Here is a 25,516-nt window from a genome sequence, read left to right as displayed (position 1 = left end):
CGGCCGGACCCGTGACGACTGACTACCCGACTACAGGGCCTGAGCGGCCGGCTTCACCATGCCGCGGACCGTGCGGGACTTCACGAAGTCGCCCATCGCCGTCATCTCCCACTCGCCGGAGAACTGGCGGATCAGCTTCGCCATCATCACGCCGGTCTGGGCCTCGGCGCCGGTGAGGTCGAAGCGGACGAGTTCCTCGCCGGTCGTGGCGTCCAGCAGCCGGCAGTAAGCCTTGGCGACCTCGGTGAACTTCTGCCCGGAGAAGGAGTTGACGGTGAAGACCAGTCCGCTGACCTCCTGCGGCAGCCGTCCGAGGTCGACGGTGATGACCTCGTCGTCGCCGCCGCCCTCGCCGGTGAGGTTGTCGCCGGAGTGGCGGATGGCGCCGCCCACGATCTGGAGCTTGCCGAAGTAGCAGCTGTCGACGTGGTTGCGCTGCGGGCCGTACGCGATGACCGAGGCGTCCAGGTCGATGTCCTTGCCGCGGTACGCCGGCTCCCAGCCGAGGCCCATCTTCACCGAGGAGAGCAGGGGGCGGCCGCCCTTGACGAGGGACACCGTCTGGTTCTTCTGGAGGCTGACGCGGCCCTTGTCGAGGTTGATCTTCCCCGCACCGGGCGCGTGCGCGGGCGGCGGCGGGGTCGCCGGAGTGGTCATCGGCGGGGCGGGCGGGGTCACGGGGGTCTGGACGGTGGGCTGCGGCGGGGCGACGGGGGTGACGGGGGCGGCCGGCTGGGGCGGAGCCACGGGGGCCGGTTCCTCCACGCTCACGCCGAAGTCGGTGGCGATGCCGGCCAGGCCGTTGGCGTAGCCCTGGCCCACCGCGCGTACCTTCCACGCGCCGTTGCGCAGGTAGATCTCCACGACCACCAGCGCGGTCTCGGCGGCGAGCTGCGGGGGTGTGAAGGTGGCCAGGACGGCGTTGTCGTCGGCGCTGCGGATCGTCGCCGTCGGTTCGACGCCCTGGAAGGTCTGGCCGGCGGAGTCCGGGCTGGCGGTGACGACGATCTTCTCGATGCCGGGCGGGAGTGCGGCGGTGTCGACCACGATCGCGTCCGGGGCGGTGCCGCCGCCGGAGCGGTACGTCACGCCCGGGCCGTTGGGCTGGTTGTAGAAGATGAAGTCGTCGTCGGAGCGCACCTTGCCGTCGGCGGTGAGCAGCAGGCCCGATACGTCGAGCCGCACCGGGGCGGCGACGTCCACCGTCACGCGCGCGGTGGAGAGAGGGATGTTCGAGCCGGGGGTCATAGCTGTCATGCCCGGTGAACGATCGAGCCCGCTTTACCGTTCCCTTACCTGCGACCGATCGGGTCAGCGGCGGTTTCTGGGGTGGTTGCGGGCGGTGCGCTCATTTCCTCGCTTGTAGTTTCCGGTCCAGCGGGCCATGACGAGCTGGGGGTCGGAGGAGGATTCGACCTCGGCGAGGAACTGGGCGGCTCGGGGGCCGTGGAGGGTGGTGGCGGGGCGGTGGTGGTGGGTGATGTGGACGGTTCCGTTGGTGTGGGCCTGGTAGTGGAATCCCTGGGGGCTTGGCATGCGGGGATGGTAGGCGGCCGGTGGGGGCGGGCCCCAACGGTTTTTCGCCCCCGCCGCCCCTACCCGTCCCATCCCTGGGGGCTGCGCCCCCAGACCCCCGCCGTCGGCCCCGAAAGGGCCTCGTCCTCAAACGCCGGACGGGCTGAAAGATGCGGGCCGGCGTCGAAAGGCGAAGCCCCGGCGGGTGGGTGGGGTTCGGGACGGCGGCAGCCTCGTCCCGGGACGCCAGAGGGGCTGAAAGAGGCGAAGCCACCGGCGGGTGGGAGGTGGGACGGCGGCAGCCTCGTTGCGGGGTGCCGGAGGGGCTGGGTTGTATTCAGCCCCTCCGGCGTTTGAGGAGCGGGGGCCAGGGGGCGGAGCCCTCTGGGGGCGGGGTTGAAGGGGCGGCAGCCCCTGGGGATGGGACGGGTAGGGGCGGCGGGGGCGAGGTAACGCTCTACGGCACCACCACGATCTTTCTGCCGACGCCCGCCGCGAACTGGTTCAGGGCCTCCGGGTAGCGGTCCAGGGGGATGCGGTCGCTGATGAAGATGTCGGGGTCGAGGACGCCGTTCGCGAAGAGTTCCGCCGCGCGTTCGAAGCTGTGCAGGACCGCCATCGAGCCGGTGATGGTGATCTCCTGGTTGTAGATGCGGTAGGGGTCGATCGTGACGCGCGTCGCGTAGTCGGCCACGCCGAACTGGAGGAACGTGCCCGCCTTGGCCACCCGCTCCAGCCCGTCCTGGATCGCCGCCGCGTTGCCCGTCGCGTCGACCACCACGTCCCAGCCCTGAGGACGCTCGAGCTCGTCCGCGTTCGCCGCCGAGGACGAGACGCCGAGGCGGCGGGCCGTCTCCAGGCGGGCCGGGTTCACATCCACCACGTCCACGCTCGCCGCACCGGTCCGCTTCGCCAGCTCCAGCATCATCAGCCCCATGGTTCCGGAGCCGTAGATCAGGACATGGGCGCCGAGGCGGGACTGGAGGACGTCGTAGCCCCGGACCGCGCAGGACAGCGGTTCGACCAGTGCCGCGTCCTGGGTGCGGACGTGTTCGGGAAGCCGTACGCAGTTGGCCACCGGGGCCACCGCGTACTGCGCCGCGCCGCCGGCCGTGGTCACACCGATCGCGGCCCACCGTTCGCAGAGGTTGTTGTGGCCCGTACGGCAGTACCGGCACTCGTAGCAGTACAGCGAGGGATCGACCGCCACCCGGTCGCCGACCGCGACCTCCGTGACCTGGGTACCCACCCCCACCACCTCGCCCGCGAACTCGTGCCCCGGCACGATCGGCAGCTTCGGCGCGAACTCGCCCTGGAGGATGTGCAGGTCGGTGCCGCACAGACCGCACGCGGCGACCTCGACGACGACCTCGCGCGGACCCGGCGTCGGGTCCGGGACCTCGGCGACGACGGCACGGCCCACGGACTCGATGACGGCGGCCTTCATTTCACGGCTCCCAGAGACAGGCCCTGGACCAGCTTGTCCTGGGCGGCGAACCCCGCGGCGAGCACCGGCAGGGAGATGACGAGCGACGCGGCGCACACCTTCGCCAGGAACAGGCCCTGGCTGGTGATGAAGCCGGTCAGGAAGACGGGGGCGGTCTCCGCCACCACGCCGGTCAGGACCCTCGCGAACAGCAGCTCGTTCCAGCTGAAGATGAAGCAGATCAGCGCTGTCGCGGCGATTCCCGGGAGGGCGATCGGGGCGACCACGCGCGCCAGGATCGTCGGGAGCCGGGCGCCGTCCACCCTGGCCGCCTCGATGATCGCCACCGGCACCTCGGCCAGGAACGACTGCATCATCCAGACCGCGATCGGCAGGTTCATGGAGGTGTAGAGGATGACCAGCAGCCAGATGTTGTCGAGCATGTCCGTGTTCTTGGCGAACAGGTAGATGGGCAGCAGCCCCGCCACCACCGGCAGCATCTTCGTGGACAGGAAGAAGAACAGGACGTCCGTCCACTTCTTCACCGGGCGGATCGACAGCGCGTACGCCGCCGGGAGTGCCAGGAGCAGGACGAAGGCCGTCGACGCCAGCGACGCCACCGTCGAGTTGATCAGCGAGGGCCAGGGGCTCGCGCCGCCGCCCGTGCCGAAGAACTCGCGGTAGCCGTCCAGGGTGAGGGAGGCCCCGAAGGAGGGGGGATTCGTCGCCGCGTCCGTCTCCGAGTGGAAGGACGTCAGGGCCATCCACGCGATGGGGAGGAAGAACACCACTCCCAGGAACCAGGCCAGCAGGCCCAGGCCAACGCCCTTACGGCGTACGGTCGTTGCACTCATGCCCGACCCGCCTCCTCACGGAACAGGGACGACACCACGCGCAGGGCGAAGGTCGCGATGATGATCGAGCCGATGACCACCAGGACGCCCGCGGCCGAGGCGAGGCCGTTCTCGTGGGCCTGGTAGAAGCTCTGGTAGACGGTGTAGGGGAGGTTGGCGGTGCCGAGGCCGCCCGACGTGATCGTGAAGACCGCGTCGAAGTTCTGGACGATGTAGATCGAGCCCAGCAGGGCGCCGAGTTCGAGGTAGCGGCGCAGGTGCGGGAGGGTCAGGTAGCGGAACATCTGCCACTCGCTGGCGCCGTCCACCTTCGCCGCCTCCATCTGCTGCTGGTCGCGGCTCTGCAGGCCGGCCAGCAGGATCAGCATCATGAACGGCGTCCACTGCCAGACGAGAGAAGCTTCGACGGCGAGCAGCGGGGTGTTGGAGATCCAGTCGGGCTGTGGGCCGCCCACGTAGTGCAACAGCCCATTGAGCAGACCGTATTCAGGGTTGTAGAGCACATGCTTCCAGAGCAGGGCCGCCGCTACGGGGACGACGAGGAAGGGGGCGATCAGGAGCGTGCGGACCACACCGCGGCCCTTGAACCGACGGTCCAGCAGGAGCGCCAGAGCCAGGCCGAGTACCAGGCTGACCAGCACCACCGTCGCCGTCAGCAGGACCGTCGTCCACACCGAGTGGCGCAGGTCGGCGTCGGTCAGGACCTGTTGGTAGTTGTCGAGGCCGGTGAAGTGCCGGGCCTTCGGGTACAGGGCGTTCCAGTCGAAGAACGAGATCACCAGGGTGGCCACGAACGGGAGCTGGGTGACCACGATCATGAAGATCAGGGCGGGCAGGAGCGGGGCCCGGGTGGCCCAGTTGCGCAGACGGGCCGACGGCTGACGGGTGGTGCGTACGGGAGTGGCGGCTATCGGAGCCGTTGTCGTCGCTGTCATCGTCCCTCGTACTCCTCGGAGATCTTCTCGGCGAGCCGCTGGGACTTCTTCAGCGCCGACTCGACGGACTGGCGTCCGGCGATGGCCGCGCTGATCTCCTGGGAGACCTTGGTGCCGAGATCGGTGAACTCGGGGATGCCGACGAACTGGATGCCGGGCGCGGGACGCGGCTGCACCCCCGGGTCGTTGGGCCGAGCGCCTTCGATGGCCTCCTTGGTCATCTCCTGGAAGGCGGCGGCCTCTTTGACGTACGCCGGATTCGTGTACGTCGACGCGCGCTTGCCGGCCGGGACGTTGGACCAGCCGATCTGGTCGCCGACCAGCTGTTCGTACTGTTTGCCGGAGGCCCAGGACACGAACTTCCAGGCCTTGTCGGGGTTGCGGGAGGCGTCCTGGATGCCCCAGGCCCAGGTGTAGAGCCAGCCGGCGGACTTCGTCTCCTCGACGGGGGCGGGGGCGTAGCCGACCTTGCCCTTGACGGGGGAGTCCTTCGCCTCCAGGGAGCCGGCGGCGCTCGTGGCGTCGTACCACATGGCGACCTTGCCCTGGGTCATGTTGTTGAGGCACTCGGCGAAGCCGGACTGGGGTGCTCCCGACTCGCCGTGCTCACGGACGAGGTCGACATAGAACTTGGTCGCCTTCTCCCACTCGGGGGAGTCGAGCCGGGCCTTCCAGTTCTGGTCGAACCAGGTGCCGCCGAAGGTGTTCACGACGGTCGTCAGGGGCGCCATCACCTCGCCCCAGCCCGGCAGTCCGCGCAGACAGATGCCCTTCATGCCGGACTCGGCGCCGTCCGCCCTCGCGGCCAGGTCGGCCACCTGGGTCCAGGTGGGGTGGGCCGGCATCGTCAGGCCCGCCTTCGCGAAGACGTCCTTGCGGTACATCAGGAAGGAGGACTCGCCGTAGAAGGGCTGGCCGTAGAGCTTGCCGTCGTCGCCGGTCAGGGACTGGCGCATCGGCTTGAGGACGTCCTGTTCGTCGTACGCCGGGTCCTTGGCGACGTAGGAGTCCATCTCGTGCAGCCAGCCGTTGCGGGCGTAGATCGGGATCTCGTAGTTGGAGAGGGTGGCGACGTCGTACTGGCCCGCCTGGTTGGCGAAGTCCTGGCTGATCTTGTCGCGGACGTCGTTCTCGGGCAGGACGGTGAAGTTGACCTTGATGCCGGTCTCTTCGGTGAAGCGGGGGGCGAGTTTCTGCAACTCGGTCATCTGGGGGTTGTTGACCATGAGGACGTTGATCGCGTCGCCGCCCGCCCCCGCCCCGCCGGCTCCGACCCAGCAGCCGGAGAGCAGCGGGGTGAGCAGCGTCCCTGCGGCGGCCAGGGCGAGCGTGGCTCGCGGTGGCCGTCGTCGGCTCTGGGTTCGCATGGATCGCTCCTGGACTTATGGGGAGATAAAGGGCACGACAAGGTGTGGCGTGCCGTATTAAGTGGTGAGTTGGTTTTTCAGACGCGGATGACCTGGGGCCCGAGCAATGAGTAGCGGTGGGCCTCGGACGTGGGGAGCAGGGTGCTCGTGACGATCGTCTCCAGCACGCCGATCTCCGCGAACCGGCAGAAGCTGACCGCCCCGAACTTGGTGTGGACACCCGCGAACACCGTGCGGCGCGCGGCCCGGATCGCCTGTGCCTTGACCTCGCTGACCGCGGGGTCGGGGGTGGTGAGGCCGTGTTCGCGGGAGATTCCGTTGGCGCCGATGTAGGCGAGGTCGAGGACGAAGCCGGCGAGCATCTTCGTCGTCCAGTGGTCGACGGTGGCCAGGGTGCCGGAGCGGACCCGGCCCCCGAGCAGCAGGACCGAGACGTTGTCCGCCTCGGCGAGGGCGCCCGCGACCGGGAGGGACGCGGTGACCACGGTCAGGGGGCGGTCCCGGGGCAGGGCCTCGGCGATGAGCTGGGGGGTGAAGCCCTCGTCGACGAAGACCGTCTCGGCGTCCCCGAGCAGTTCGGCCGCGGCGGTGGCGATGCGGCGCTTCTCGGGGACGTGGCTGGTGGCGCGGAAGGCGAGCGTCGTCTCGAAACCGGCGCTCTCCACGGGGTAGGCGCCGCCGTGGGTGCGGCGGATCAGGCCGTGGTCCTCCAGGGCGCGGAGGTCTCGGCGGACGGTCTCCTTCGCCACGCCGAGTTGGGTGGCGAGGGTGTTGACGTCCACGGCGCCTGTGGTGCGGGCGGCCTGCACGATGTGCCGCTGGCGGTCTTCTGCGGTGCCGGTCATGTCGTCACCCGCCTTCCCCGGTGGTGCTGCCCGTTCGGGCCTTATGGAGGAAGTTCTACAGCGGCTGGGTGGCGGTGACCAGGTCTGTTACGACGGGGATGCTGACCGGATGTGCCCGTTCGGGCAGGGTGCGCCGACGAGCTCGGGGGCGGCTGTTGCGGGGCGGCTGCGGGCTCGTTGTGGCTGGTCGCGCAGTTCCCCGCGCCCCTGGACGTGGCGCTGCGCGCCACGATCCACGGCGCCCGTCATGCCCGTATCGATCTGCGGGCCGGTCCGTTCTGTGACCGTCAGTACGGCCAGATCGGCGGGTCGCTCACGAAGTGGCCGCCCAGGTGGGCGTGGGCGATGTTCTCCGGGTCGAGCTCGCCCTGCTCGGCGATGAGCTTCTCGGCGTACTGCTCGGAGTCGTCCTGGGGGTCGTAGCCGATCGCCCGGGCGGTGCTGAGGTCCCACCACAGGCGGGTGTTGGCGGAGGAGCCGTAGACGACGGTGTGCTGGACGTTCTCGGCGGTGAGGGCCGCGTGGAAGAGACGGGCGCCGTCGGCGGGGCTCATCCACACCGAGAGCATGCGGACGCTGCTGGGCTCGGGGAAGCAGGAGCCGATGCGTACCGACACGGTCTCCAGGGCGTGCTTGTCCCAGTAGAGCTGGGCCAGGTCCTCGCCGAAGGACTTGGACAGGCCGTAGAAGGTGTCCGGGCGGTGCGGGGTGTCGATCGGGATCAGGGGGGCGTCGCCCTGGGGGCGGGGGGTGAAGCCCACCGCGTGGTTGGAGGAGGCGAAGACGATCCTCGGTACGCCCTCCTCGCGGGCGGCCTCGTACAGGTTGTAGGTGCCCTCGATGTTCGCCCTGAGGATTTTCTCGAACGAGGCCTCCAGGGAGATGCCCGCGAGGTGGATGATCGCGTCGACGCCCCGGACGGCCTCGCGCACGGCGTCCTTGTCGGCGAGGTCCGCGACGATCGCGTCGGGTTCGCCCTCGATGGGGAGCAGGTCGAGGAGGCGCAACTCGTAGCCGTACCCGGGGAGCAGGTCCCGCATCAGGGTGCCGAGCCCGCCGGCGGCGCCGGTGAGCAGAACGGTGCGGGGCGTGGGCATCCTCAGTTCTCCTTGAGTCGACGACCGTACGACTGCTCAGTATTCACATTCGTGGACAAGTTAAGGATCATCACCACTCCTCGTCAAGGGTGGTGCTACGCATGTTCAGAAATGTAAACTCTGATCAGAATCCCGCACACCTCTGTTTATCGACCCCAGGGAGAGCCCGTGACGACTGCCGACCTCGCCACCCGACTCGGCATCCCCAGCGGGCCGCTGTTCTTCCCCGTCACCGCCTACGCGCCCGACGGCTCGGTCGACCTCGACGTCTACCGCGCGCATGTGCGCCGCGGGGTGGAGGCCGGGGCCGCCGCCGTCTTCGCGTGCTGCGGCACCGGGGAGTTCCACGCACTGACGCCCGAGGAGTTCGAGGCGTGCGTGCGGGCGGCCGTGGCGGAGACGGCCGGACGGGTGCCGGTCGTCGCGGGCGCCGGGTACGGCACCGCGCTCGCCGTGCGGTACGCGAAGCTGGCCGAGGCGGCCGGCGCGGACGGACTGCTCGCGCTGCCGCCGTACCTCGTGATCGCCGGGCAGGAGGGACTGCTGCGGCACTACAAGGAGATCGCGGCGGCCACCGCGCTGCCCGTCGTCGTCTACCAGCGCGACAACGCCGTGTTCACGCCGGAGACCGTCGTCGAACTGGCCCGCACCGAAGGGATCGTCGGCCTCAAGGACGGGCTCGGCGACCTCGACCTCGTCCAGCGGATCGTCAGCGCCGTGCGCACCGAGGTCCCCGGCGACTTCCTCTACTTCAACGGCCTGCCGACCGCCGAACAGACCCAGCTCGCCTACCGCGCGGTCGGCGTCCCGCTCTACTCCTCCGCCGTGTTCTGCTTCGCCCCCGAGGTCGCCCTCGCCTTCCACCGGGCGCTGGAGTCGGGCGACTCGAAGACGGCCAACCGTCTCCTGGACGGCTTCTACCGCCCGTTCGTCGAGTTGCGCGCCCAGGGCCGCGGTTACGCCGTCGCCCTGGTCAAGGCCGGTGTACGGCTGCGCGGGCTCGACGTGGGGGAGGTGCGGCCGCCGCTGCACGAGCCGACCGAGGATCATGTGAAGCAGCTCGCTCAGATCATCGAGCGTGGATACGCGCTGCTGGAGGAGGACACCAAGTGAAGGCGTCGACATTCGTCTACCCCTGGGACGTCAACGGGGACCCGGAGGCCGCCGCGCGCATCGCCGCCCTCGGCGTGCGCCAGGTGACGCTCGCCTCCGCGTACCACTCCACGCGCGCGTTGACGCCCCGCCACCCGCGCCACCGCATCGTGACCGCCGAGCACGCGTCCGTGCTCTACCCCACCGACGACCGCTGGCGGGGACGGGAGCTGAGCCCCTACCCGGCCGGCGACTGGGCGCCCGGCGACGCCTTCGGCGAGGCGGCCGCCGCGCTGACGGAGGCCGGTCTGGAGGTGCACACCTGGGTGGTCCTCGCCCACAACTCCCGCCTGGGCGCGGAACATCCGGACACCTCGGTCGTCAACGCCTACGGTGACCGCTACCCGTGGGCCCCCTGTATCGCCCAGCCCGCCACGCGCGCGTACCTCGTCGACCTGGCCGCCGAGGCGGCGGTACGCCCGGGCGCGCGCGGCACCGAACTGGAGTCCCTCGGCTGGTACGGCCTCCAGCATCTGCACGCCCACGACAAGACCGGCGGGGTCGGCCTCGGGGACGCCGGCATGTATCTGATGGCGCTCTGCTTCTGCGCGGTCTGCCGGGAGGGCTACGCCGCCCAGGGCCTGGACGCCGGCGAACTCGCCGCCGCGGTACGGGACGCGCTGGAGCCGCTGTGGCAGGGGGCGCCGGACGACGGTGACTGGGCGGGGGTCGAGAAGCTCCTCGGTGCCTCGGTGGCTGCGGCCACGCGCGCGTGGCGCGACGAAACCGCCCGCACGCTCCAGGAGGCGGCGGTCGGCGCGGTGCGCGCGGCGGCTCCCGACGGTTTCCAGATCCTGCTGCACGCCGACCCGGTGACGTACCACGTCGGCGCGAACCCGGGCGTGGACCCCGCGCACATCCTCTCCGTCGCGGACGGCGTGGTCGTGCCGTGCGCGGGCGGACCGGGCCTGCTGACGCCGTTCGCCGGGCAGGGCCGGACGGACGCGGTGATCGCCGCCAACTTCGGCGTGGTCTCCGGGATGGGCGGCAGCCCCGGCACGCTCGCGACGGACGCGGCGCGCGCGCGGGAGCTGGGCGCCACGGAGATGCGGCTCTATCACGCGGGGTTGGCGTCGGACGGGGACCTGGAGCTGGTGCGCGCGGCGCTCGCCGGCCTCTGAGCCAACGGCACCGCCGTCAGCAGCCACAACCCGCCCAGGACGACCAACAGCGGCTTCTGGTCGACCAGTTCGACCAGGACCGCCCCCGCGGCCAGCCCGAGGACGTTCGGTGCGAACACCAGCGTGTTGGCCGTGGCGACCGTACGGCCCAGCAGTGCGTCCGGTGTCTCGCGCTGTACGGCGGTGAGCGCGGCGATCAGCACACAGGGCAGCCCCACCCCGCTCGCCGCGCTGCACGCGAGGGCCACCGGATCGGACGGCACGGCCCGCAGCCCCGTCGCGACGGCCGCGAGGGCGATGCCGTACGCCGCGAACCGGCGGGCGCCGAGGAGCCGCAGGGCGGGTCCCGAGAGCAGCCCGACCACCACGGAACCGGCGCCCTGGACGGCGTAGAGGACACCGGCGTACGCGGGGGAGTGCCCGAGGTCGTCGATGACGGCGTAGAGCATCGCACCGCTCAGGCCCGCGAAGAGCATGGTGGTGCCGCCGGCCAGGACGAGGGGGCGCAGGAGCGGGTGGGCCCGCAGATGGCGGACGGCCTCGGCGGCCGGGGCGCGCCGCGACGGCCCCGGCCCGCTCTCCCGGACGCGCAGGGCGGCGTACAGGACCGTGGCCAGCACGAAGGTGCCGGCGTCGAGGAGAGCGACGGCCGGTCCGCCGTACGCGGAGTAGAGTCCCGCGCCCGCCAGCGGGGCCACGAGTTTCATGCCCTCCGTGATCGCCATGCGCAGGCCGTTGAACGCGCCGAGCAGAGCCGGGTCGACGGTGGCGGCGACCAGAGCGGACTCGGCCGCGTCATGGACGACGCCCGCCGCGCCGTAGACGAAGAGGACCGCGTAGACAAGCCACAGGCCGTCGGTGGAGTCGACGGTGAAGAGGGTGGGCAGCAGGGCGGCCAGGAGCAGGTTCGCGCCGATCAGCAGCGGTTTGCGCCGCACACGGTCGGCGAGGGTGCCCAGGAGCGGGCCGAGCAGCGTCGGCGCCCACATGACGAGCAGGCACAGCGCGGCGAGGCCGTCGGAGCCGGTGAGGTCCTTGACCCAGACGCCCGAGGCCAGCCAGAGCGCGGAGGTGCCGAAGCCGGAGACGACGACGGCGGTGAGGTAGAGGCCTGCGTCGCGGTCGCGCAGGACGGTCCGAAGAGGTGCCATGCCTGTTGATCGTGGGACTGAGGAGGGGGTGAGGGGATCGGGCGGATGCCCTAGAAGGAGAGGTGTTTCGGGGCGCGGCGATGAGTTCCGGGAGGCCTGTCGGTCTACCTCCCGAAGGGCACCCATCCCGGAGGAGCACGCATGACTTTCGACCTCGGCCCCCAGACCCGCACCCTGGCGCGCCTCGCCCAGGCCGTCCGGGACGACCAGCTGACGGACCCGACCCCCTGTCCGGCGATGGCGGTCCGCAATCTGCTGGGCCACCTGCTGGGCCTGTCCGTCGCCTTCCGTGACGCCGCCCGCAAGGACCTCGGCCCCACGACGAACACCGATCCCGCCTCCGCCGTACCGGACATCGGTCCCGGCTGGCGTGAGGAACTGCCGAAGGTCCTCGACGAACTCGCCGACGCCTGGCGCGACCCGTCGGCCTGGACCGGGATGACCCGCGCGGGCGGTGTCGATCTGCCCGGCGAGGTCGCCGGAGCGGTCGCGATCGACGAACTGGTCATCCACGGCTGGGACCTGGCCCGCGCCACCGGCCTCCCGTACGACCCGGACCCCGCCGCACTCCAGGTGTCGTACGACTTCCTGCTCGCGGCCGCCAAGGAGGACGACCAGGGCGGTGGCATCTTCGGTCCCGTGGTGCCCGTGCCGGACGGCGCCCCGCTGCTCGACCGGGCCGTCGGACTGAGCGGGCGGGATCCCGGATGGCAGCGGCCTTGATCGAACGGTCTTGATCGGACCGTCTTGATCGGAGCCTTGGTCGAGCGGCCTTAATCAGAGGCGTGTGCGCGGCACCCGGACCTACGCTCCCCGCATGTCTCTCACCCTCACCGTCCTCGGCACCGCCTCCCCGCACCCCGGCCCGGACACCCCGTGCTCCGGGCATCTGGTGCGGGGAGGCGGTGCCGAGGTGTGGGTGGACGCCGGGACCGGGACCTTCGCCGAGTTGCAGCGGCACACGGACCCGACGCGGCTGAGCGCGATCTGGATCTCGCATCTGCACGCCGACCACTACGCCGACCTCACCGCCGCCTTCTACGGCTTCGCGTACGGCGGGCTCACCCTCCCCGCGCCGGTCCCGGTCTACGCGCCGCGCGACTGCGCCGCACGCCTCGCCGGATTCTTCGGGCGGCCCGACTCCGGGTTCCTGAGCGGCGTCTTCGACTTCCGGCCGCTGCACGACGGGCACACCGTCCGGCACGCCGATCTGACGCTCACCGCCCGCGAGGTCCTGCACGACGTCGAGGCCTACGGCCTGTGGGCCGAGAGCGGCGGACGAGCCCTGGCGTACTCCGGGGACACCGGGCCCTGCGACGCACTGCCGCGTCTCGCGGACGGGGCGGACCTGTTCCTCTGCGAGGCCGACATCGATGCGCATCGCGATGGCGAACAGGTTCATCTGACGCCCGAGGACGCCGGCGGCGTGGCGCGGGCGGCGCGGGCCCGACAGCTGCTCGTCACCCATGTCGGCCCCACCCTCACCCCCGAGCACGCCACCGCCCGTGCCGCCTCCGTCTTCGGCGGCCGCACCACAGCCGCCCGTGTCGGCGAGACGTACACCGTCTGACACTCTCTGCTCGGCAACCTCAACTTCCTTTGTCAGAAGCATTGACGAAACACGGGCCCCCTCCTACGTTCAACCCGTCGTACTTCGTACGTCATATATGAGACGCGATACGTGAGATCCGATACGCGAGATCCGAGAGGCGCGCATGACCTCTGTGCCCACGCCGATCCCCTCCCGCACGCAGTACGTGCTCGAGGAGATCAAACGCCGCATCCTCACCGGCCAGTTGACGCCGGGGCAGGCTCTGGTCGAGACCGAGCTCGCCGCGCAGTTCGGGGTGTCCAAGACCCCGGTGCGCGAGGCGCTCAAGACCCTGGCCGGCACCGGTCTCGTCGTGATGAACCAGTACAAGGGCGTCACGGTGCGCATGGTGGACGCGGACATGGCGCGCGAGGTCTACGACGTCCGGCTGCTCCTGGAGCCCGAGGCCCTGAAGCGGGCGGTGAAGCGCGGCGCCTCCCTCGACGAGGCCCGTGACGCGCTGACCCGGGCCGACCAGGCCACCGACACCGCCGAACGCTCCCTCGCCAACCGGGAGTTCCACCGGTCGCTGTATCTGCCGTGCGGCAACCCGCTGCTCGGCCGGATGCTCGACGAGGTCCGTGACCAGGCGGCCCTCGTCTCCGCCGTCGCCTGGGCGGCCTCACCCTCGTGGGAGCGGGAGGCCGGTGAGCACCGGGAGATCCTGCGGCTCGCGCTCGACGGTGACGCCGACGGCGCGGCCCGCGCCCTTCACGCGCACATCGCGTCGTTCGTGCAACGGGCCTTCCCGGACGCGGAGTCCGAGGCCCAGGGAGAGGACGGTCAGGCATGACAGCGACGTTCGAGACCCAGCGGGCGGCCCTGGCCGACGTGGTGGCGATCCCGGTGACACCGTTCGCCGAGGACGGCACCGTCGACCAGGACACCCACCGGGCCCTGCTGCGTCGTCTCCTCGACGGTGGGGTCACGACCCTCACCCCCAACGGGAACACCGGCGAGTTCTACGCCCTGACCCCCCAAGAGCGCCAACTCGTCACCGAGTTGACGGTCGACGAGGCCGGCGACCGTGCCGTGATCCTCGTCGGCGTCGGCCACGACGTGCCCACCGCCGTCGCCTCCGCGCAGCACGCCCGTGAGCTGGGCGCGGCGATGGTGATGGTCCACCAGCCCGTCCACCCGTACGTCTCCCAGGGCGGCTGGGTCGACTACCACCGCGCCATCGCCGAGGCCGTGCCCGAGCTCGGCGTCGTGCCGTACATCCGCAACGCGCAGCTCACCGGTGCCCGTCTCGCCGAACTCGCCGACGTCTGCCCGAACGTCATCGGGGTGAAGTACGCCGTCCCGGACGCGGCGAGGTTCGCCGCCTTCGCCCGGGACGCGGGCCTGGAACGCTTCGTGTGGGTGGCCGGCCTCGCCGAGCCCTACGCCCCCTCGTACTTCTCCGCGGGCGCCACCGGTTTCACCTCCGGACTGGTGAACGTCGCCCCGGCCGTCTCGCTGAACATGATCGAAGCGCTGCGGTCCGGCGACTACCCGGCCGCCATGAAGGTCTGGGAGCAGATCCGCCGCTTCGAGGAGCTCCGCGCCGCCAACGGCTCCGCCAACAACGTCACCGTCGTCAAGGAGGCCCTCGCCTCCCTGGGTCTGTGCCGCCGCGAGGTGCGCCCGCCGAGCCGGACGCTGCCCGAGGACGAGCGGGCCGAGGTCGCCGGGATAGCCGCCGGGTGGTCGATATGACCGACAGAGAACGCAAAAGCCCCGAGGAGCTCCGGAGCCACCAGTGGTACGGCACCGAGGGCCAGTTGCGCACCTGGTCGCACAACGCCCGGATGCGCCAGCTGGGTTACGAGGCGGAGGAGTACCGGGGCCGCCCGGTGATCGCCGTCCTCAACACCTGGTCCGACATCAACCCCTGCCATGTCCATCTGCGTGAGCGCGCCGAGGCGGTCAAGCGGGGCGTGTGGCAGGCGGGGGGTTTCCCGCTGGAGTTCCCGGTCGCCACCCTCTCGGAGACCTACCAGAAGCCGACCCCGATGCTCTACCGCAACCTCCTCGCGATGGAGACGGAGGAGCTGCTGCGGTCGTACCCGATCGACGCGGCGGTGCTGCTCGGCGGCTGTGACAAGTCGACGCCGGCGCTGCTCATGGGCGCCACCTCGGCCGATGTGCCCTCGCTCTTCGTGCCCGCGGGGCCGATGCTGCCGGGGCACTGGCGCGGGGAGACCCTCGGGTCCGGCACCGACATGTGGAAGTACTGGGACGAGCATCGCGCGGGCAATCTGACGGACTGCGAACTCCGCGAACTCCAGGGCGGGTTGGCGCGTTCGCCCGGCCACTGCATGACCATGGGCACCGCGTCCACGATGACCGCGGCGGCGGAGGTCCTCGGCATGACACTGCCGGGCGCCTCCTCGATCCCGGCCGTCGACTCCGCGCACGAGCGGATGGCCGCCGCCTCCGGGCGCCGTGCCGTGGAGCTCGCCTGGACCGCCCTCAAGCCGTCGGAGATCCTGACCCGCGAGGCCTTCGAGGACGCCGTCACCACGGTGCTCGGACTCGGCGGCTCCACCAACGCCGTGATCCACCTGATCGCGATGGCGGGCCGGTCCGGGATCAAGCTCGCCCTCGACGACTTCGACCGCATCGCCCGTACCGTCCCGGTGCTGGCGAACGTACGCCCCGGCGGCCAGACGTACCTCATGGAGGACTTCTACTTCGCCGGCGGGCTGCCCGCCTTCCTCACCCGGATCACCGACCTGCTGCACCTGGACCGGCCGACCGTCAACGGCACGCTGGGGGAGCAGCTCGAAGGTGCCGTCGTGCACAACGACGACGTCATCCGCACCCGTGAGAACCCGGTCGCCGACGAGGGCGGTGTAGCCGTCCTGCGCGGCAACCTCTGCCCGGACGGCGCGGTCATCAAGCACATCTCCGCCGAGCCGCACCTGCTCAAGCACACCGGTCCCGCGGTCGTCTTCGACGACTACAAGACCATGCAGCGGACCATCAACGACCCGTCGCTGAACATCACCGCCGACAGTGTGGTGGTGCTGCGCAACGCCGGGCCCAAGGGCGGCCCCGGCATGCCCGAGTACGGCATGCTGCCCATCCCCGACCACCTGCTCAAACAGGGGGTGCGGGACATGGTCCGGATCTCCGACGCCCGGATGAGCGGCACGAGTTACGGCGCGTGCGTACTGCATGTCGCGCCCGAGTCGTACATCGGCGGACCGCTCGCCCTCGTCCGCAGCGGTGACCGGATCACCCTGGACGTCGAGGCGCGCTCCCTCCATCTCCATGTGGACGACGAGGAGTTGGAGCGCCGCAGGGCGCAGTGGACACCGCCGCCCGTCCGTTACGAGCGAGGCTACGGCGCGCTCTACAACGAGCAGATCACGCAGGCCGACACCGGCTGCGACTTCGAGTTCCTGGCCCGTCCGGGCAAGGCGACCGACCCGCACGCCGGCTGAGCCGCAGCAGCACCACAGCGCACCCGCATGTCCAGAGAGAAAGCGCTTCCCGCACGTCGTACCAAGACGTACCGAGATCGGAGAACAGTCATGGCCCAAGCCGCAGCCGTGGCGAAACCGCCAGCGCCACCCCGGCGGCGCCGTGCCTCCGCCACCCCACGCAAGCTCCCCTATCTGCTGATCGCACCGGCCGGCGTGCTCATGCTGGGCTTCATCGCCTACCCGGTCATCAGCGTCTTCTACTACAGCCTGCAGAACTACAACCCCACCAAGCCCTGGCGCAACGGATACGCGGGCTTCGACAACTTCGTCCACGCCTTCACCGAGGACCCGATCTTCTGGGACACGCTGGTCTTCAGCGCCAAGTGGGTCTTCGTCGAGGTCGGTCTCCAGCTGCTCTTCGGTCTCGCGCTGGCCCTCATCGTCAACCAGAGCTTCGTGGGCCGGGCCATGGGACGCGCCATGGTCTTCTCCCCGTGGGCCGTCTCCGGTGTGCTGACCTCCGCGATCTGGGTCCTGCTCTACAACTCCCAGACGGGCATCACCCGTTACCTCGCGGACATGGGCATCGGCTCCTACGGCACCAGCTGGCTGTCGGACACCTCCACCGTGTTCCCGGCGGCGATCGTCGCCGACCTGTGGCGCGGGGTCCCCTTCTTCGCGATCCTCATCCTCGCCGACCTCCAGTCCGTATCGAAGGACCTCTACGAAGCCGCCGAGGTCGACGGGGCCAGCCGGTTCAAGCAGTTCCTGCACATCACGCTGCCGCACCTGAAGGACGCGATCATCCTGTCCACGCTGTTGCGGGCGGTCTGGGAGTTCAACAACGTCGACCTGCTCTACACCCTCACCGGCGGCGGACCCGCCGGCGAGACGACGACCCTCCCGCTCTACATCGCCAACACCAGCGTCGACGCCCACAACTTCGGCTACGCATCGGCCCTGACCACGGTGGCGTTCGTGATTCTGCTCTTCTGCTCGATGGTCTATCTGCGCCTGAGCAAGTTCGGAGGCGACGACAAGTGATCACCAAGGAAGCCACCCCGGTCGCCCCGGCCCCGCAGGCCGCGGATCCCGCACCGCCGCGCCCCAAGAAGCACCAGCGCGCCTGGGACGAGGTGCCCCGCTGGCACATCTACCTGCCGCTGTCGATCTACCTGCTCTTCACCCTGATCCCGTTCTACTGGATCCTGCTCTTCGCGCTCCGCCCGTCCGGCTCGACCTCGCTCGTACCGTGGCCGATGACCTTCGACCACTTCGAGAAGGTCTGGACGGAGCGGTCGTTCGGCACCTACTTCGAGAACAGCGTCCTCGTCGGCGTCGCCACCCTGGTGATGACGACCCTCGTGGCGCTGGCCGGCGGCTACGCCCTCGCCCGGTTCAACTTCAAGGTCAAGCGGGCCTTCATGCTCGGCCTGCTGTGCTCCCAGTTCGTGCCGGGCGCGCTGCTCCTGGTGCCGCTGTTCGAGATCTTCGCCGAACTGCAGATGATCAACTCGCTGACCAGTGTCATCATCGCCGAGACGGTCTTCCAGCTGCCGCTGTCGATCATCCTGATCAGCAACTTCATCAAGAACGTGCCGTACTCCCTGGAGGAGGCGGCCTGGGTCGACGGCTGCAACCGCTTCACCGCGTTCCGGATCGTCGTCCTGCCCCTGCTGCGGCCCGGTCTGATCGCGGTGGGTTCCTTCGCCTTCGTGCACTCCTGGAACCACTTCCTGTTCGCCCTGATGTTCCTCAACAACCAGGACAAGCAGACGATCCCGGTCGGCCTCAACACCCTGATGGGCGCGGACAGCGTCGACCTCGGCGCGCTGGCCGCCGGCGGCATCATCGCGGCCGTACCCGTGGTGATCGTGTTCGCCTTCATCCAGAAGTGGCTGATCACGGGCTTCAGCGCGGGGGCGGTGAAGGGATGAGGCTCCGTCGGATCGCGGTGGGGGGCGTGGTGCTGGGCCTGATGGGAGTCGTCGTCCGGGCCGAGGGTCGTGCCGTCGGCAGGGTTCTCCTCGGTGTGAGTGACGCCGGGGTGCCCGAGGCGGTCGGTCGCGGTCGGGCGGGGGCGGCCGCAGGTGTGCGGCAGCGGTCGGTCTGTGGTTCTGGCAGGGGGGTGAGGGCATGAGGTTCCGTCATATCGCGCTCGCCGCAGGCATGGTGGGGGTGTTCTGCCTTCCCGCCCACGCCGAGGCCCGCGACATCAGCCGGGACACCCTGCCCGCGAACGACGGCTGGGCTTCCGAGGGAGAAGGCACCACCGGAGGCTCCGCCGCCGACGCGGCGCACGTCCACACCGTCACCGACCGGGCCGGACTGGTCCGCGCCCTCGACGGCGGCAGCGCCACCCCGAAGATCATCAAGGTCGCCGGGACGATCGACGCCAACACCGACGACGACGGCGACCACCTGGACTGCGCCGACTACGCCACCGGCGGCTACACCCTGAAGAAGTACCTCGCCGCCTACGACCCCCGCACCTGGGGCCAGGCCAAGCCCAGCGGAGCGCAGGAGGAGGCCCGCCAGGCCTCCGCGGCCCGGCAGGCCGAGCGGGTCACGCTGACCGTCGGCTCCAACACCACGATCGTCGGACTCCAGGGCGCGGTCCTCAAGGGCGCCAACCTCCAGGTCAAGAACGCCTCCAACGTCATCATCCGCAACCTCGACCTGCGCGACGCCTACGACTGCTTCCCCGTCTGGCAGCCCAACACCGGCGGCCTCGGCGACTGGAAGACGGCCTACGACGCCATCTGGCTGACCGGCTCCGACCACGTCTGGGTCGACCACGTCACCCTCAGCGACAAGGGCCACCCGGACGAGAAGGAACCCACCCTCCTCGGCCGCAACTACCTGCGCCACGACGGCCTGCTGGACATCACCAACGGCTCCGACCTGGTCACCGTCTCCTGGAGCCGGTTCGTGGGCCACGACAAGGCGATGCTCATCGGCAACGGCGACGCGGTGACGGGCGACCGCGGCAAGCTCCGGGTCACCCTGCACCACAACCAGTTCGAGTCGATCGTCCAGCGCGCCCCGCGCGTCCGCTTCGGCCAGGTGCACGTCTACAACAACCGCTACGTCGTCCCCGAGGACGCCCACGACTACCGCTACTCGATCGGCGTCTCCACCGAGTCCGCCATCCACGCCCAGAACAACGCCTTCACCACCCCGGGCCATGTAGAGGTCGCCGACCTGGTCAAGAGCTGGAACGGCACCGCCCTGCACGACGAGGGCACCCTCTTCAACGGCTTCCCGGTGGACCTGCTGGCGATCAACAACGCCTACAACTCCGGCAGCGAGCGTGACCTCACGGCCGACGTCGGCTGGACGCCTACCCTGCACACAAAGATCGACAGCGCCGAGGCGGCCGACCGAGAGGTGGCACGCGGCGCGGGCGCAGGGAGGATCCCATGAGCACCGTAGACATCGTCCTGGCGGGAGCGCGCGGCCACGGCCGCTGGCACCTGGAGAACATCCGCCGGCTCCAGGACAAGGGGATCGTCCGCCTGGCGGGCATCTGCGAGCTGACCCCGCTGACCGCGGGCGAGCTCCCCGAGGGCCTCGGTACGCCCGAGCAGTCCGCCGACTTCGGTGCCCTCCTGGACGCCACGGGCGCCCGGATCGCGGTGATCTGCACGCCGATCCCGACCCACACCGACCTGGCGCTCGAAGCGGCCCGCCGGGGCGTGCACATCCTGCTGGAGAAGCCTCCGGCCCCGTCGTACGCCGAGTTCCGGCGCATGGCCGACGGGGTCGCCGCGGCCGGGGTCGTCTGCCAGATCGGCTTCCAGTCGCTGGGCTCGCACGCGGTGCCCGCGATCCGGCAGCTGATCGCCGAGGGGGCCATCGGCGAGCTGGTCGGCGTCGGGGGCGCCGGCGCCTGGGCGCGCCCGGAGTCCTACTACACGCGGGCCCCCTGGGCGGGCAAGCGGCGCCTGAACGGCGTCGACGTGATCGACGGCGCGCTGACCAACCCGCTCGCGCACGCCGTCGCCACCGGCCTCGCCCTGAACGGCTCCACGCGCGCCGAGGACGTCACCCGCATCGAGACCGAGCTGCTGCGCGCCAACGACATCGAGTCCGACGACACCTCCTGTGTCCGGATCTCCACGGCACAGGGCCGCCCGGTCACCGTCGCCGCGACCCTGTGCGCCGAGGACCCGGACGACCCGTACGTCCTCGTGCACGGCACGCGCGGCCGGATCACCTTCTGGTACAAGCAGGACCGCGTCCTGCTCCAGCGCGCGGACCACGGCCCGCAGGAGTACGACCACGGCCGCACCGACCTGCTGGAGAACCTCGTCGACCACCTCACCGACGGCACCGACCTGCTGGTCCCGCCGGACGTGACCGGCGCCTTCATGAAGGTCGTCGAGGCGATCCGCACGGCCCCCGACCCGGCCCCGCTGCCCGAGAGCGCCTGGCACCGGGTCCCCGGCGAGGACCGCAGGGTCGTCCCCGGCGTCGACGGGCTCGTCGCGGCCTCCGCGGACACCCTCGCCCTCTACTCCGAGCTCGGCGCCACCTGGGCCCTACCGAAAGAGGTGAGTACCTGATGACGACCCCCGACTCCCCGGTCCTGCGCGTCGCGGGCCGCCCGGTCGGCCGCTATGTCACCCGGCCCGAGCTGCCCGCGCGGCTCTCCCCGCGCCCCTATCTGCACCCCGTCACCACCCTGGCCGGCACGGCGGTCACCGAACTGAGCCCTGCCGACCACCTCCATCACCTCGGCGTCGGTGTCGCCGTTCCCGACGTCGAGGGATTCAACTTCTGGGGCGGGCGCACCTACGTCCGCGACCAGGGCCCCACCGAGCTCGACAACCACGGCGCCCAGCGCCACAGCTCCTTCCAGCTCCGCGACCCGGACGGCTTCGTGGAGGAACTGCGCTGGATCGCCGCGGGAGCCGAGCTGCTGCGCGAGCGCCGTACCGTCGCGGCCACCGAACTCACCGACGCCGCCTGGGCGTTGGACTTCACGTTCTCGCTCACCAATGTCACGTCCGGCCCGCTGTCCATCGGCAGCCCGGCCACCAACGGCCGCCCGGGCGCCGCATACGGCGGCTTCTTCTGGCGGGCCCGCAAGGAGGACCGGGCGCCGGACGTGTTCACCCCGAGCGCCGACGGCGAGTCCGAAGTGCACGCCCACCGCGCCGACTGGCTCGCCCTCGCCGGCTCCACCTGGACGCTGGTCTTCGCCGGGGCCACCGAGCGGACCCGCCGGGACCCGTGGTTCGTGCGCACCGGCGAATACCCCGGTGTGGGCTCGTCGTTGGCGCACACCGAGCGGGTACCGATCGCCCCCGGCGACACCCTTGTGCGCCGAGTCGTCACGGTCGTCGCCGACGGCCGCCTCGACCGCGGCGGGGCCGCCGCCCTGATCCGCAAGGCGGTGAGCCTGTGACCGCCGAGACGTACACCAACCCGGTGCTCGACGCCGACTGGTCCGACCCGGACGTCCTGCGCGTCGGCGACGACTTCTACCTCACCGCCTCCAGCTTCGGCCGCGCCCCCGGCCTGCCGCTGCTGCACTCCCGCGACCTCGTCAACTGGACCCTGGTCGGCCACGCGCTGCAACGCCTGGAGCCCGCGGCCGAGTTCAAGGCACCCCGGCACGACTGCGGTGTCTGGGCCCCGTCGTTGCGCCACCACGACGACCGGTTCTGGATCTTCTGGGGCGACCCCGACCAGGGCATCTTCCAGATCAACGCCCCCGCGATCAGGGGGCCTTGGACCCGGCCGCACCTCCTCAAGGCGGGCAAGGGCCTGATCGACGCCTGCCCCCTGTGGGACGACGAGACCGGCGAGGCCTACCTGGTGCACGCCTGGGCCAAGTCCCGCTCCGGCGTCAAGAACCGGCTCACCGGCCACCGAATGCACCCCGACGGCACCGAACTCCTCGACGACGGCAAGGTGATCGTCGACGGCGACCGGATACCGGGCTGGTTCACCCTGGAAGGCCCCAAGCTCTATCGGCACGACGGCTGGTTCTGGATCCTGGCCCCCGCCGGGGGAGTGGAGACCGGCTGGCAGGGCGCCTTCCGCTCACGCGAGTTCTTCGGGCCGTACGAGGAGAAGGTCGTCCTGGAGCAGAAGGACACCGACGTCAACGGCCCCCACCAGGGCGGCTGGGTGCGCACCCCGTCCGGCGAGGACTGGTTCCTGCACTTCCAGCAGAAGGGCGCCTACGGCAGGGTCGTCCACCTCCAGCCGATGCGCTGGGGCGATGGGGGCACCTCCCGCTCGAGCGAAGCCGAGAGTGGGGGAGGCTGGCCGGTGCTCGGGGACGACGGCGCCCCCGTGGCCGTACACACCAGGCCCGACCTGCCGCCGCAGCCGCCCGCCGCGCCCGCCACCGACGACGACTTCCCCGGCGGACGCTTCGGCCGCCAGTGGAGCTGGACCGCCAACCCGCGGGACGGCTGGGCCACCCACCACTCCGGCGACGGGCTCCGCCTCACCTGCGTCCGCTCGGCCGACGCGCACGACCTGCGCAGACTGCCGAACGTCCTCACCCAGCGGCTGCCCGGCAAGCCCTGTGCCGTCGAGGTGGAGCTGCGCCTGGACAGCGAGGAGCCGGGGGCGCGGGCCGGGCTCGCGGTCCTCGGGGACGCGTTCGGCTGGATCGGGCTCCAGCGCGACGAGGACGGAACCGTGCAGGTGGTGCACCGGTTCGCCGAGGCGGTCGCCGAGCGGGAGCGCGACGCCGCCCACCCCGTGACCGCCCCCGAGGGACGGGTGCGGCTGCGGATCGAGATCGGCGCGGGGGCGCGGTGCCGCTTCTTCTACGACATCGGCGACGGCCCGCGTCCGTCCGGTCCCGTCTTCGCGGCCACACCGTGGCGCTGGGTCGGCGCTCTGCTCGGTCTCGTCGCCCTCGCGCCCACCGGACACGGTCACGCCGGCGCGGCAACCTTCACGAAGTTCAGGATCGACCAGCTGTAGCACACCTCTTCTTGTACGCCTGTTGGGAGCCGCAATGACGCACCTCCATAGCAAGCGCTTGTCGGGACTCGGTCCCGGCAGAGTCCTGGCCACCGTCGTGGGCCTGCTGGCCGCCCTCGTGCTGGGGGCGAGCGGGGAAGCCGACGCCTCGGCAGGACCCTCGCCGGTGGCCGCCCCGCGCTGGACCGACCAGCCGCACGGCTTCGCCTCCCTCGCCGGCGGCACCACCGGCGGGGCGGGCGGCAAGGTCGTCACCGTCACCGACCAGGCCTCGCTCGCCCGGTACGCGGCGGCCGAAGAGCCGTATGTCATCCGGGTGTCGGGGGCGATAGCCGTCGAGCCGTTCGGCTCGGACATCGTCGTGGCCTCGGACAAGACGATCATCGGCGTCGGCGACACCGGCGAGATCGTCCACGGTGAGCTGCACCTCAACCCCGGCACCAGCAACGTCATCATCCGCAACCTGACGATCCGGGACTCCTACGTCGAGGGCGACTGGGACGGCAAGACCACCGACTTCGACGCGATCCAGATGGACACCGTCGACCACGTCTGGATCGACCACAACCGCTTCACGCACATGGGCGACGGGCTGCTCGACATCCGCAAGGACAGCCGGTACATCACCGTCTCCTACAACCAGTTCACGAGCCACAACAAGGCGCTCGGGATCGGCTGGACGACGAACGTCCTGACCGAGATCACGCTCGACCACAACTGGTTCACGGGGACGAAGCAGCGCAATCCCTCCGCGGACAACTGCGCCTACGCCCACCTCTACAACAACTACCTCTCGGCCCAGGTCGCCGACGGGGACCCGACGTGGACGTACGGGAACTGGTCGCGCGGCAGGACCAGGATGGTCATCGAGAACAGCTACTACGACGGCGTCCAGCACCCCTACCAGGCCGATGCCACGGCCGAGTTGGTGCAACGCGGCTCCATCCTGAAGCACACGACCGGGCGAACCGACGCATGGGGGACGGCATTCGACCCCCGGGACTTCTATGCCTACCGGCTGGACCCGGCCGCCGCCGTCCCGGCGCTGGTGACGCGGTTCTCCGGGCCCCAGAAGCAGATCGGCGGGGTCACCCTGCGCGTCCCGGCCGACTACGCGACCGTGCAGGCCGCCGTGGACGCCGTGCCGGACGGCAACACCGTGCCCGTGACGATCGCCGTCGCGCCGGGGACGTACCGCGCCAAGGTCCTCATCCCCGCGAGCAAGCCGAACATCGTGCTGCAGGGGACTGGACAAGATCGGTCCGACACCGTCATCGTCTACGACACGCCCGCCGCGTACGGCGGTTCGACCGGCAGCGCCACCGTGCGCATCGCCGCGAACGACGTCACGGCGCGCAACCTCACCTTCAGCAACGACTTCGACGAGGCCGCGGTCGAGCTGAACGGCGAGCAGGCGCTGGCGATGAAGACGACCGGCGACCGGATCGTCTTCGAGGACACCGCCTTCCTGGGCAACCAGGACACCCTGATGACCGACAGCCCCAAGCTGACCACCGTCAGCCGGGTCTATGTCCGCGACTCGTACATCGAGGGCGACGTCGACTTCGTCTACGGACGGGCGACGACGGTGATCGAGCGGTCGGTCATCAAGGCGCTGAGCCGGGGCTCGGCGACCAACAACGGCTACATCACGGCGGCTTCGACCTGGACCGGGAATCCCTACGGGTTCCTCATCACCGACTCCAGGATCGTGAGCGACGCGCCGGCCGGGAGCTTCCACCTCGGCAGGCCCTGGCATCCGGGAGGGGAACCGGAGGCCGTCGCCCAGGTCCTGATCCGCGACACCAAGCTGCCGGCCGCGGTCAAGGCCTCCCCGTGGACCGACATGAGCGGTTTCTCGTGGAGGGACGCCCGGTTCACCGAGTACCGCAACTACGGGCCCGGTGCCGAAGTCACCGCGGACCGGCCGCAGATGAGCGACGCGGACGCCCGCGCCCACACCGTCGCCGACTACCTCCGCGGCAGCGACGACTGGGCTCCCCACGCCCACCACTGACCCCCACAACTTCACAGCTCCACACAGCAGTTCACATCTCGATCCAGCTGAGATTGACCCAGAAGAGAGAGCCGACCA

Annotated in this window: 23 protein-coding genes; 14 read left to right on the top strand and 9 right to left on the bottom strand. The window is 70.6% G+C overall.

Annotated features, from left to right (window positions below; genetic code table 11):
• Positions 1–30: 30 nt before the first annotated feature.
• The 8 genes from OG381_RS13640 to OG381_RS13605 all read right to left on the bottom strand — a co-directional run bounded on the left by OG381_RS13640 (position 31) and on the right by OG381_RS13605 (position 8,039).
• On the bottom strand, positions 31–1,248 hold the full coding sequence (locus OG381_RS13640) for a TerD family protein (protein ID WP_327722454.1): 1,218 nt from the start codon (positions 1,246–1,248) through the stop codon (positions 31–33).
• A 63-nt stretch (positions 1,249–1,311) separates the two neighbouring features.
• Positions 1,312–1,536, bottom strand: coding sequence for a hypothetical protein (locus OG381_RS13635; protein ID WP_327716375.1), 225 nt, complete (start codon positions 1,534–1,536; stop codon positions 1,312–1,314).
• Positions 1,537–1,972: 436 nt separating this feature from the next.
• The gene (locus tag OG381_RS13630; protein ID WP_327716374.1) at positions 1,973–2,962 is read right to left on the bottom strand and encodes a zinc-dependent alcohol dehydrogenase family protein; all 990 of its coding nucleotides are present in this window, start codon (positions 2,960–2,962) and stop codon (positions 1,973–1,975) included.
• A complete protein-coding gene (locus OG381_RS13625) occupies positions 2,959–3,795 on the bottom strand; it encodes a carbohydrate ABC transporter permease (RefSeq protein WP_327716373.1) in 837 nt (278 codons plus the stop codon). The genes OG381_RS13630 and OG381_RS13625 overlap by 4 nt, the downstream gene beginning before the upstream one ends.
• On the bottom strand, positions 3,792–4,730 hold the full coding sequence (locus tag OG381_RS13620) for a carbohydrate ABC transporter permease (RefSeq protein WP_327716372.1): 939 nt from the start codon (positions 4,728–4,730) through the stop codon (positions 3,792–3,794). Before OG381_RS13620 ends, OG381_RS13625 begins: the two co-directional genes overlap by 4 nt.
• On the bottom strand, positions 4,727–6,097 hold the full coding sequence (locus tag OG381_RS13615; protein WP_327716371.1) for an ABC transporter substrate-binding protein: 1,371 nt from the start codon (positions 6,095–6,097) through the stop codon (positions 4,727–4,729). Before OG381_RS13615 ends, OG381_RS13620 begins: the two co-directional genes overlap by 4 nt.
• A 77-nt stretch (positions 6,098–6,174) precedes the next feature.
• Positions 6,175–6,942, bottom strand: a complete 768-nt coding sequence (locus OG381_RS13610) for a DeoR/GlpR family DNA-binding transcription regulator (RefSeq protein WP_327716370.1) — start codon at positions 6,940–6,942, stop codon at positions 6,175–6,177.
• 287 nt (positions 6,943–7,229) lie between these two features.
• The gene (locus tag OG381_RS13605; RefSeq protein WP_327716369.1) at positions 7,230–8,039 is read right to left on the bottom strand and encodes an NAD-dependent epimerase/dehydratase family protein; all 810 of its coding nucleotides are present in this window, start codon (positions 8,037–8,039) and stop codon (positions 7,230–7,232) included.
• Between the two features lie 168 nt (positions 8,040–8,207).
• Here OG381_RS13605 and OG381_RS13600 point away from each other — a divergent pair, with 168 nt between their 5' ends.
• Positions 8,208–9,152 carry a 5-dehydro-4-deoxyglucarate dehydratase gene (locus OG381_RS13600; protein ID WP_327716368.1) on the top strand — a complete coding sequence of 315 codons (945 nt, stop codon included), beginning with the start codon at positions 8,208–8,210 and terminating at the stop codon, positions 9,150–9,152.
• Entirely contained in the window at positions 9,149–10,312 is a 1,164-nt protein-coding gene (locus tag OG381_RS13595; protein ID WP_327716367.1) for a hypothetical protein, read from the top strand. Before OG381_RS13600 ends, OG381_RS13595 begins: the two co-directional genes overlap by 4 nt.
• Here the strand turns inward: OG381_RS13595 and OG381_RS13590 are convergent.
• The gene (locus OG381_RS13590) at positions 10,249–11,463 is read right to left on the bottom strand and encodes an MFS transporter (RefSeq protein ID WP_327716366.1); all 1,215 of its coding nucleotides are present in this window, start codon (positions 11,461–11,463) and stop codon (positions 10,249–10,251) included. The two genes, OG381_RS13595 and OG381_RS13590, sit on opposite strands and share 64 nt — an antisense overlap.
• 141 nt (positions 11,464–11,604) lie before the next feature.
• Between OG381_RS13590 and OG381_RS13585 the strand changes: the two genes are divergently transcribed.
• From OG381_RS13585 to OG381_RS13530, 12 genes are all read left to right on the top strand, one after another.
• Entirely contained in the window at positions 11,605–12,186 is a 582-nt protein-coding gene (locus OG381_RS13585; RefSeq protein WP_327716365.1) for a TIGR03086 family metal-binding protein, read from the top strand.
• A 94-nt stretch (positions 12,187–12,280) separates the two neighbouring features.
• Positions 12,281–13,033, top strand: coding sequence for an MBL fold metallo-hydrolase (locus OG381_RS13580; RefSeq protein WP_327716364.1), 753 nt, complete (start codon positions 12,281–12,283; stop codon positions 13,031–13,033).
• 145 nt (positions 13,034–13,178) lie between these two features.
• Complete coding sequence (locus OG381_RS13575) at positions 13,179–13,847, top strand: GntR family transcriptional regulator (RefSeq protein ID WP_046257634.1); 669 nt, start codon at positions 13,179–13,181, stop codon at positions 13,845–13,847.
• Positions 13,844–14,752 (top strand): dihydrodipicolinate synthase family protein, encoded by a 909-nt coding sequence (locus OG381_RS13570; protein ID WP_327716363.1) that lies wholly within the window; start codon positions 13,844–13,846, stop codon positions 14,750–14,752. The genes OG381_RS13575 and OG381_RS13570 overlap by 4 nt, the downstream gene beginning before the upstream one ends.
• Positions 14,749–16,485, top strand: a complete 1,737-nt coding sequence (gene araD, locus OG381_RS13565) for an L-arabinonate dehydratase (RefSeq protein WP_327716362.1) — start codon at positions 14,749–14,751, stop codon at positions 16,483–16,485. Before OG381_RS13570 ends, araD begins: the two co-directional genes overlap by 4 nt.
• A 90-nt stretch (positions 16,486–16,575) precedes the next feature.
• A complete protein-coding gene (locus OG381_RS13560; RefSeq protein WP_327716361.1) occupies positions 16,576–17,511 on the top strand; it encodes a carbohydrate ABC transporter permease in 936 nt (311 codons plus the stop codon).
• The gene (locus OG381_RS13555; RefSeq protein ID WP_327716360.1) at positions 17,508–18,404 is read left to right on the top strand and encodes a carbohydrate ABC transporter permease; all 897 of its coding nucleotides are present in this window, start codon (positions 17,508–17,510) and stop codon (positions 18,402–18,404) included. Before OG381_RS13560 ends, OG381_RS13555 begins: the two co-directional genes overlap by 4 nt.
• Positions 18,405–18,603: 199 nt before the next feature.
• Positions 18,604–19,893: a pectate lyase family protein gene (locus OG381_RS13550; protein ID WP_327716359.1), complete on the top strand. Its 1,290-nt coding sequence runs from the start codon at positions 18,604–18,606 to the stop codon at positions 19,891–19,893.
• On the top strand, positions 19,890–21,035 hold the full coding sequence (locus OG381_RS13545) for a Gfo/Idh/MocA family protein (RefSeq protein WP_327716358.1): 1,146 nt from the start codon (positions 19,890–19,892) through the stop codon (positions 21,033–21,035). The genes OG381_RS13550 and OG381_RS13545 overlap by 4 nt, the downstream gene beginning before the upstream one ends.
• Entirely contained in the window at positions 21,035–21,880 is an 846-nt protein-coding gene (locus OG381_RS13540; RefSeq protein ID WP_327716357.1) for a PmoA family protein, read from the top strand. Before OG381_RS13545 ends, OG381_RS13540 begins: the two co-directional genes overlap by 1 nt.
• Positions 21,877–23,421, top strand: coding sequence for a glycoside hydrolase family 43 protein (locus tag OG381_RS13535; protein ID WP_327716356.1), 1,545 nt, complete (start codon positions 21,877–21,879; stop codon positions 23,419–23,421). The genes OG381_RS13540 and OG381_RS13535 overlap by 4 nt, the downstream gene beginning before the upstream one ends.
• Positions 23,422–23,455: 34 nt before the next feature.
• Entirely contained in the window at positions 23,456–25,438 is a 1,983-nt protein-coding gene (locus OG381_RS13530) for a pectinesterase family protein (RefSeq protein WP_327716355.1), read from the top strand.
• The last annotated feature ends 78 nt before the right edge of the window (positions 25,439–25,516 follow it).

This window comes from Streptomyces sp. NBC_00490 (assembly GCF_036013645.1).
Classification (GTDB): Bacteria; Actinomycetota; Actinomycetes; order Streptomycetales; family Streptomycetaceae; genus Streptomyces; species Streptomyces canus_F.
The sequence above is the reverse complement of the archived record's forward strand: the minus strand, read 5'-3'. Positions and strand labels throughout refer to the sequence as shown.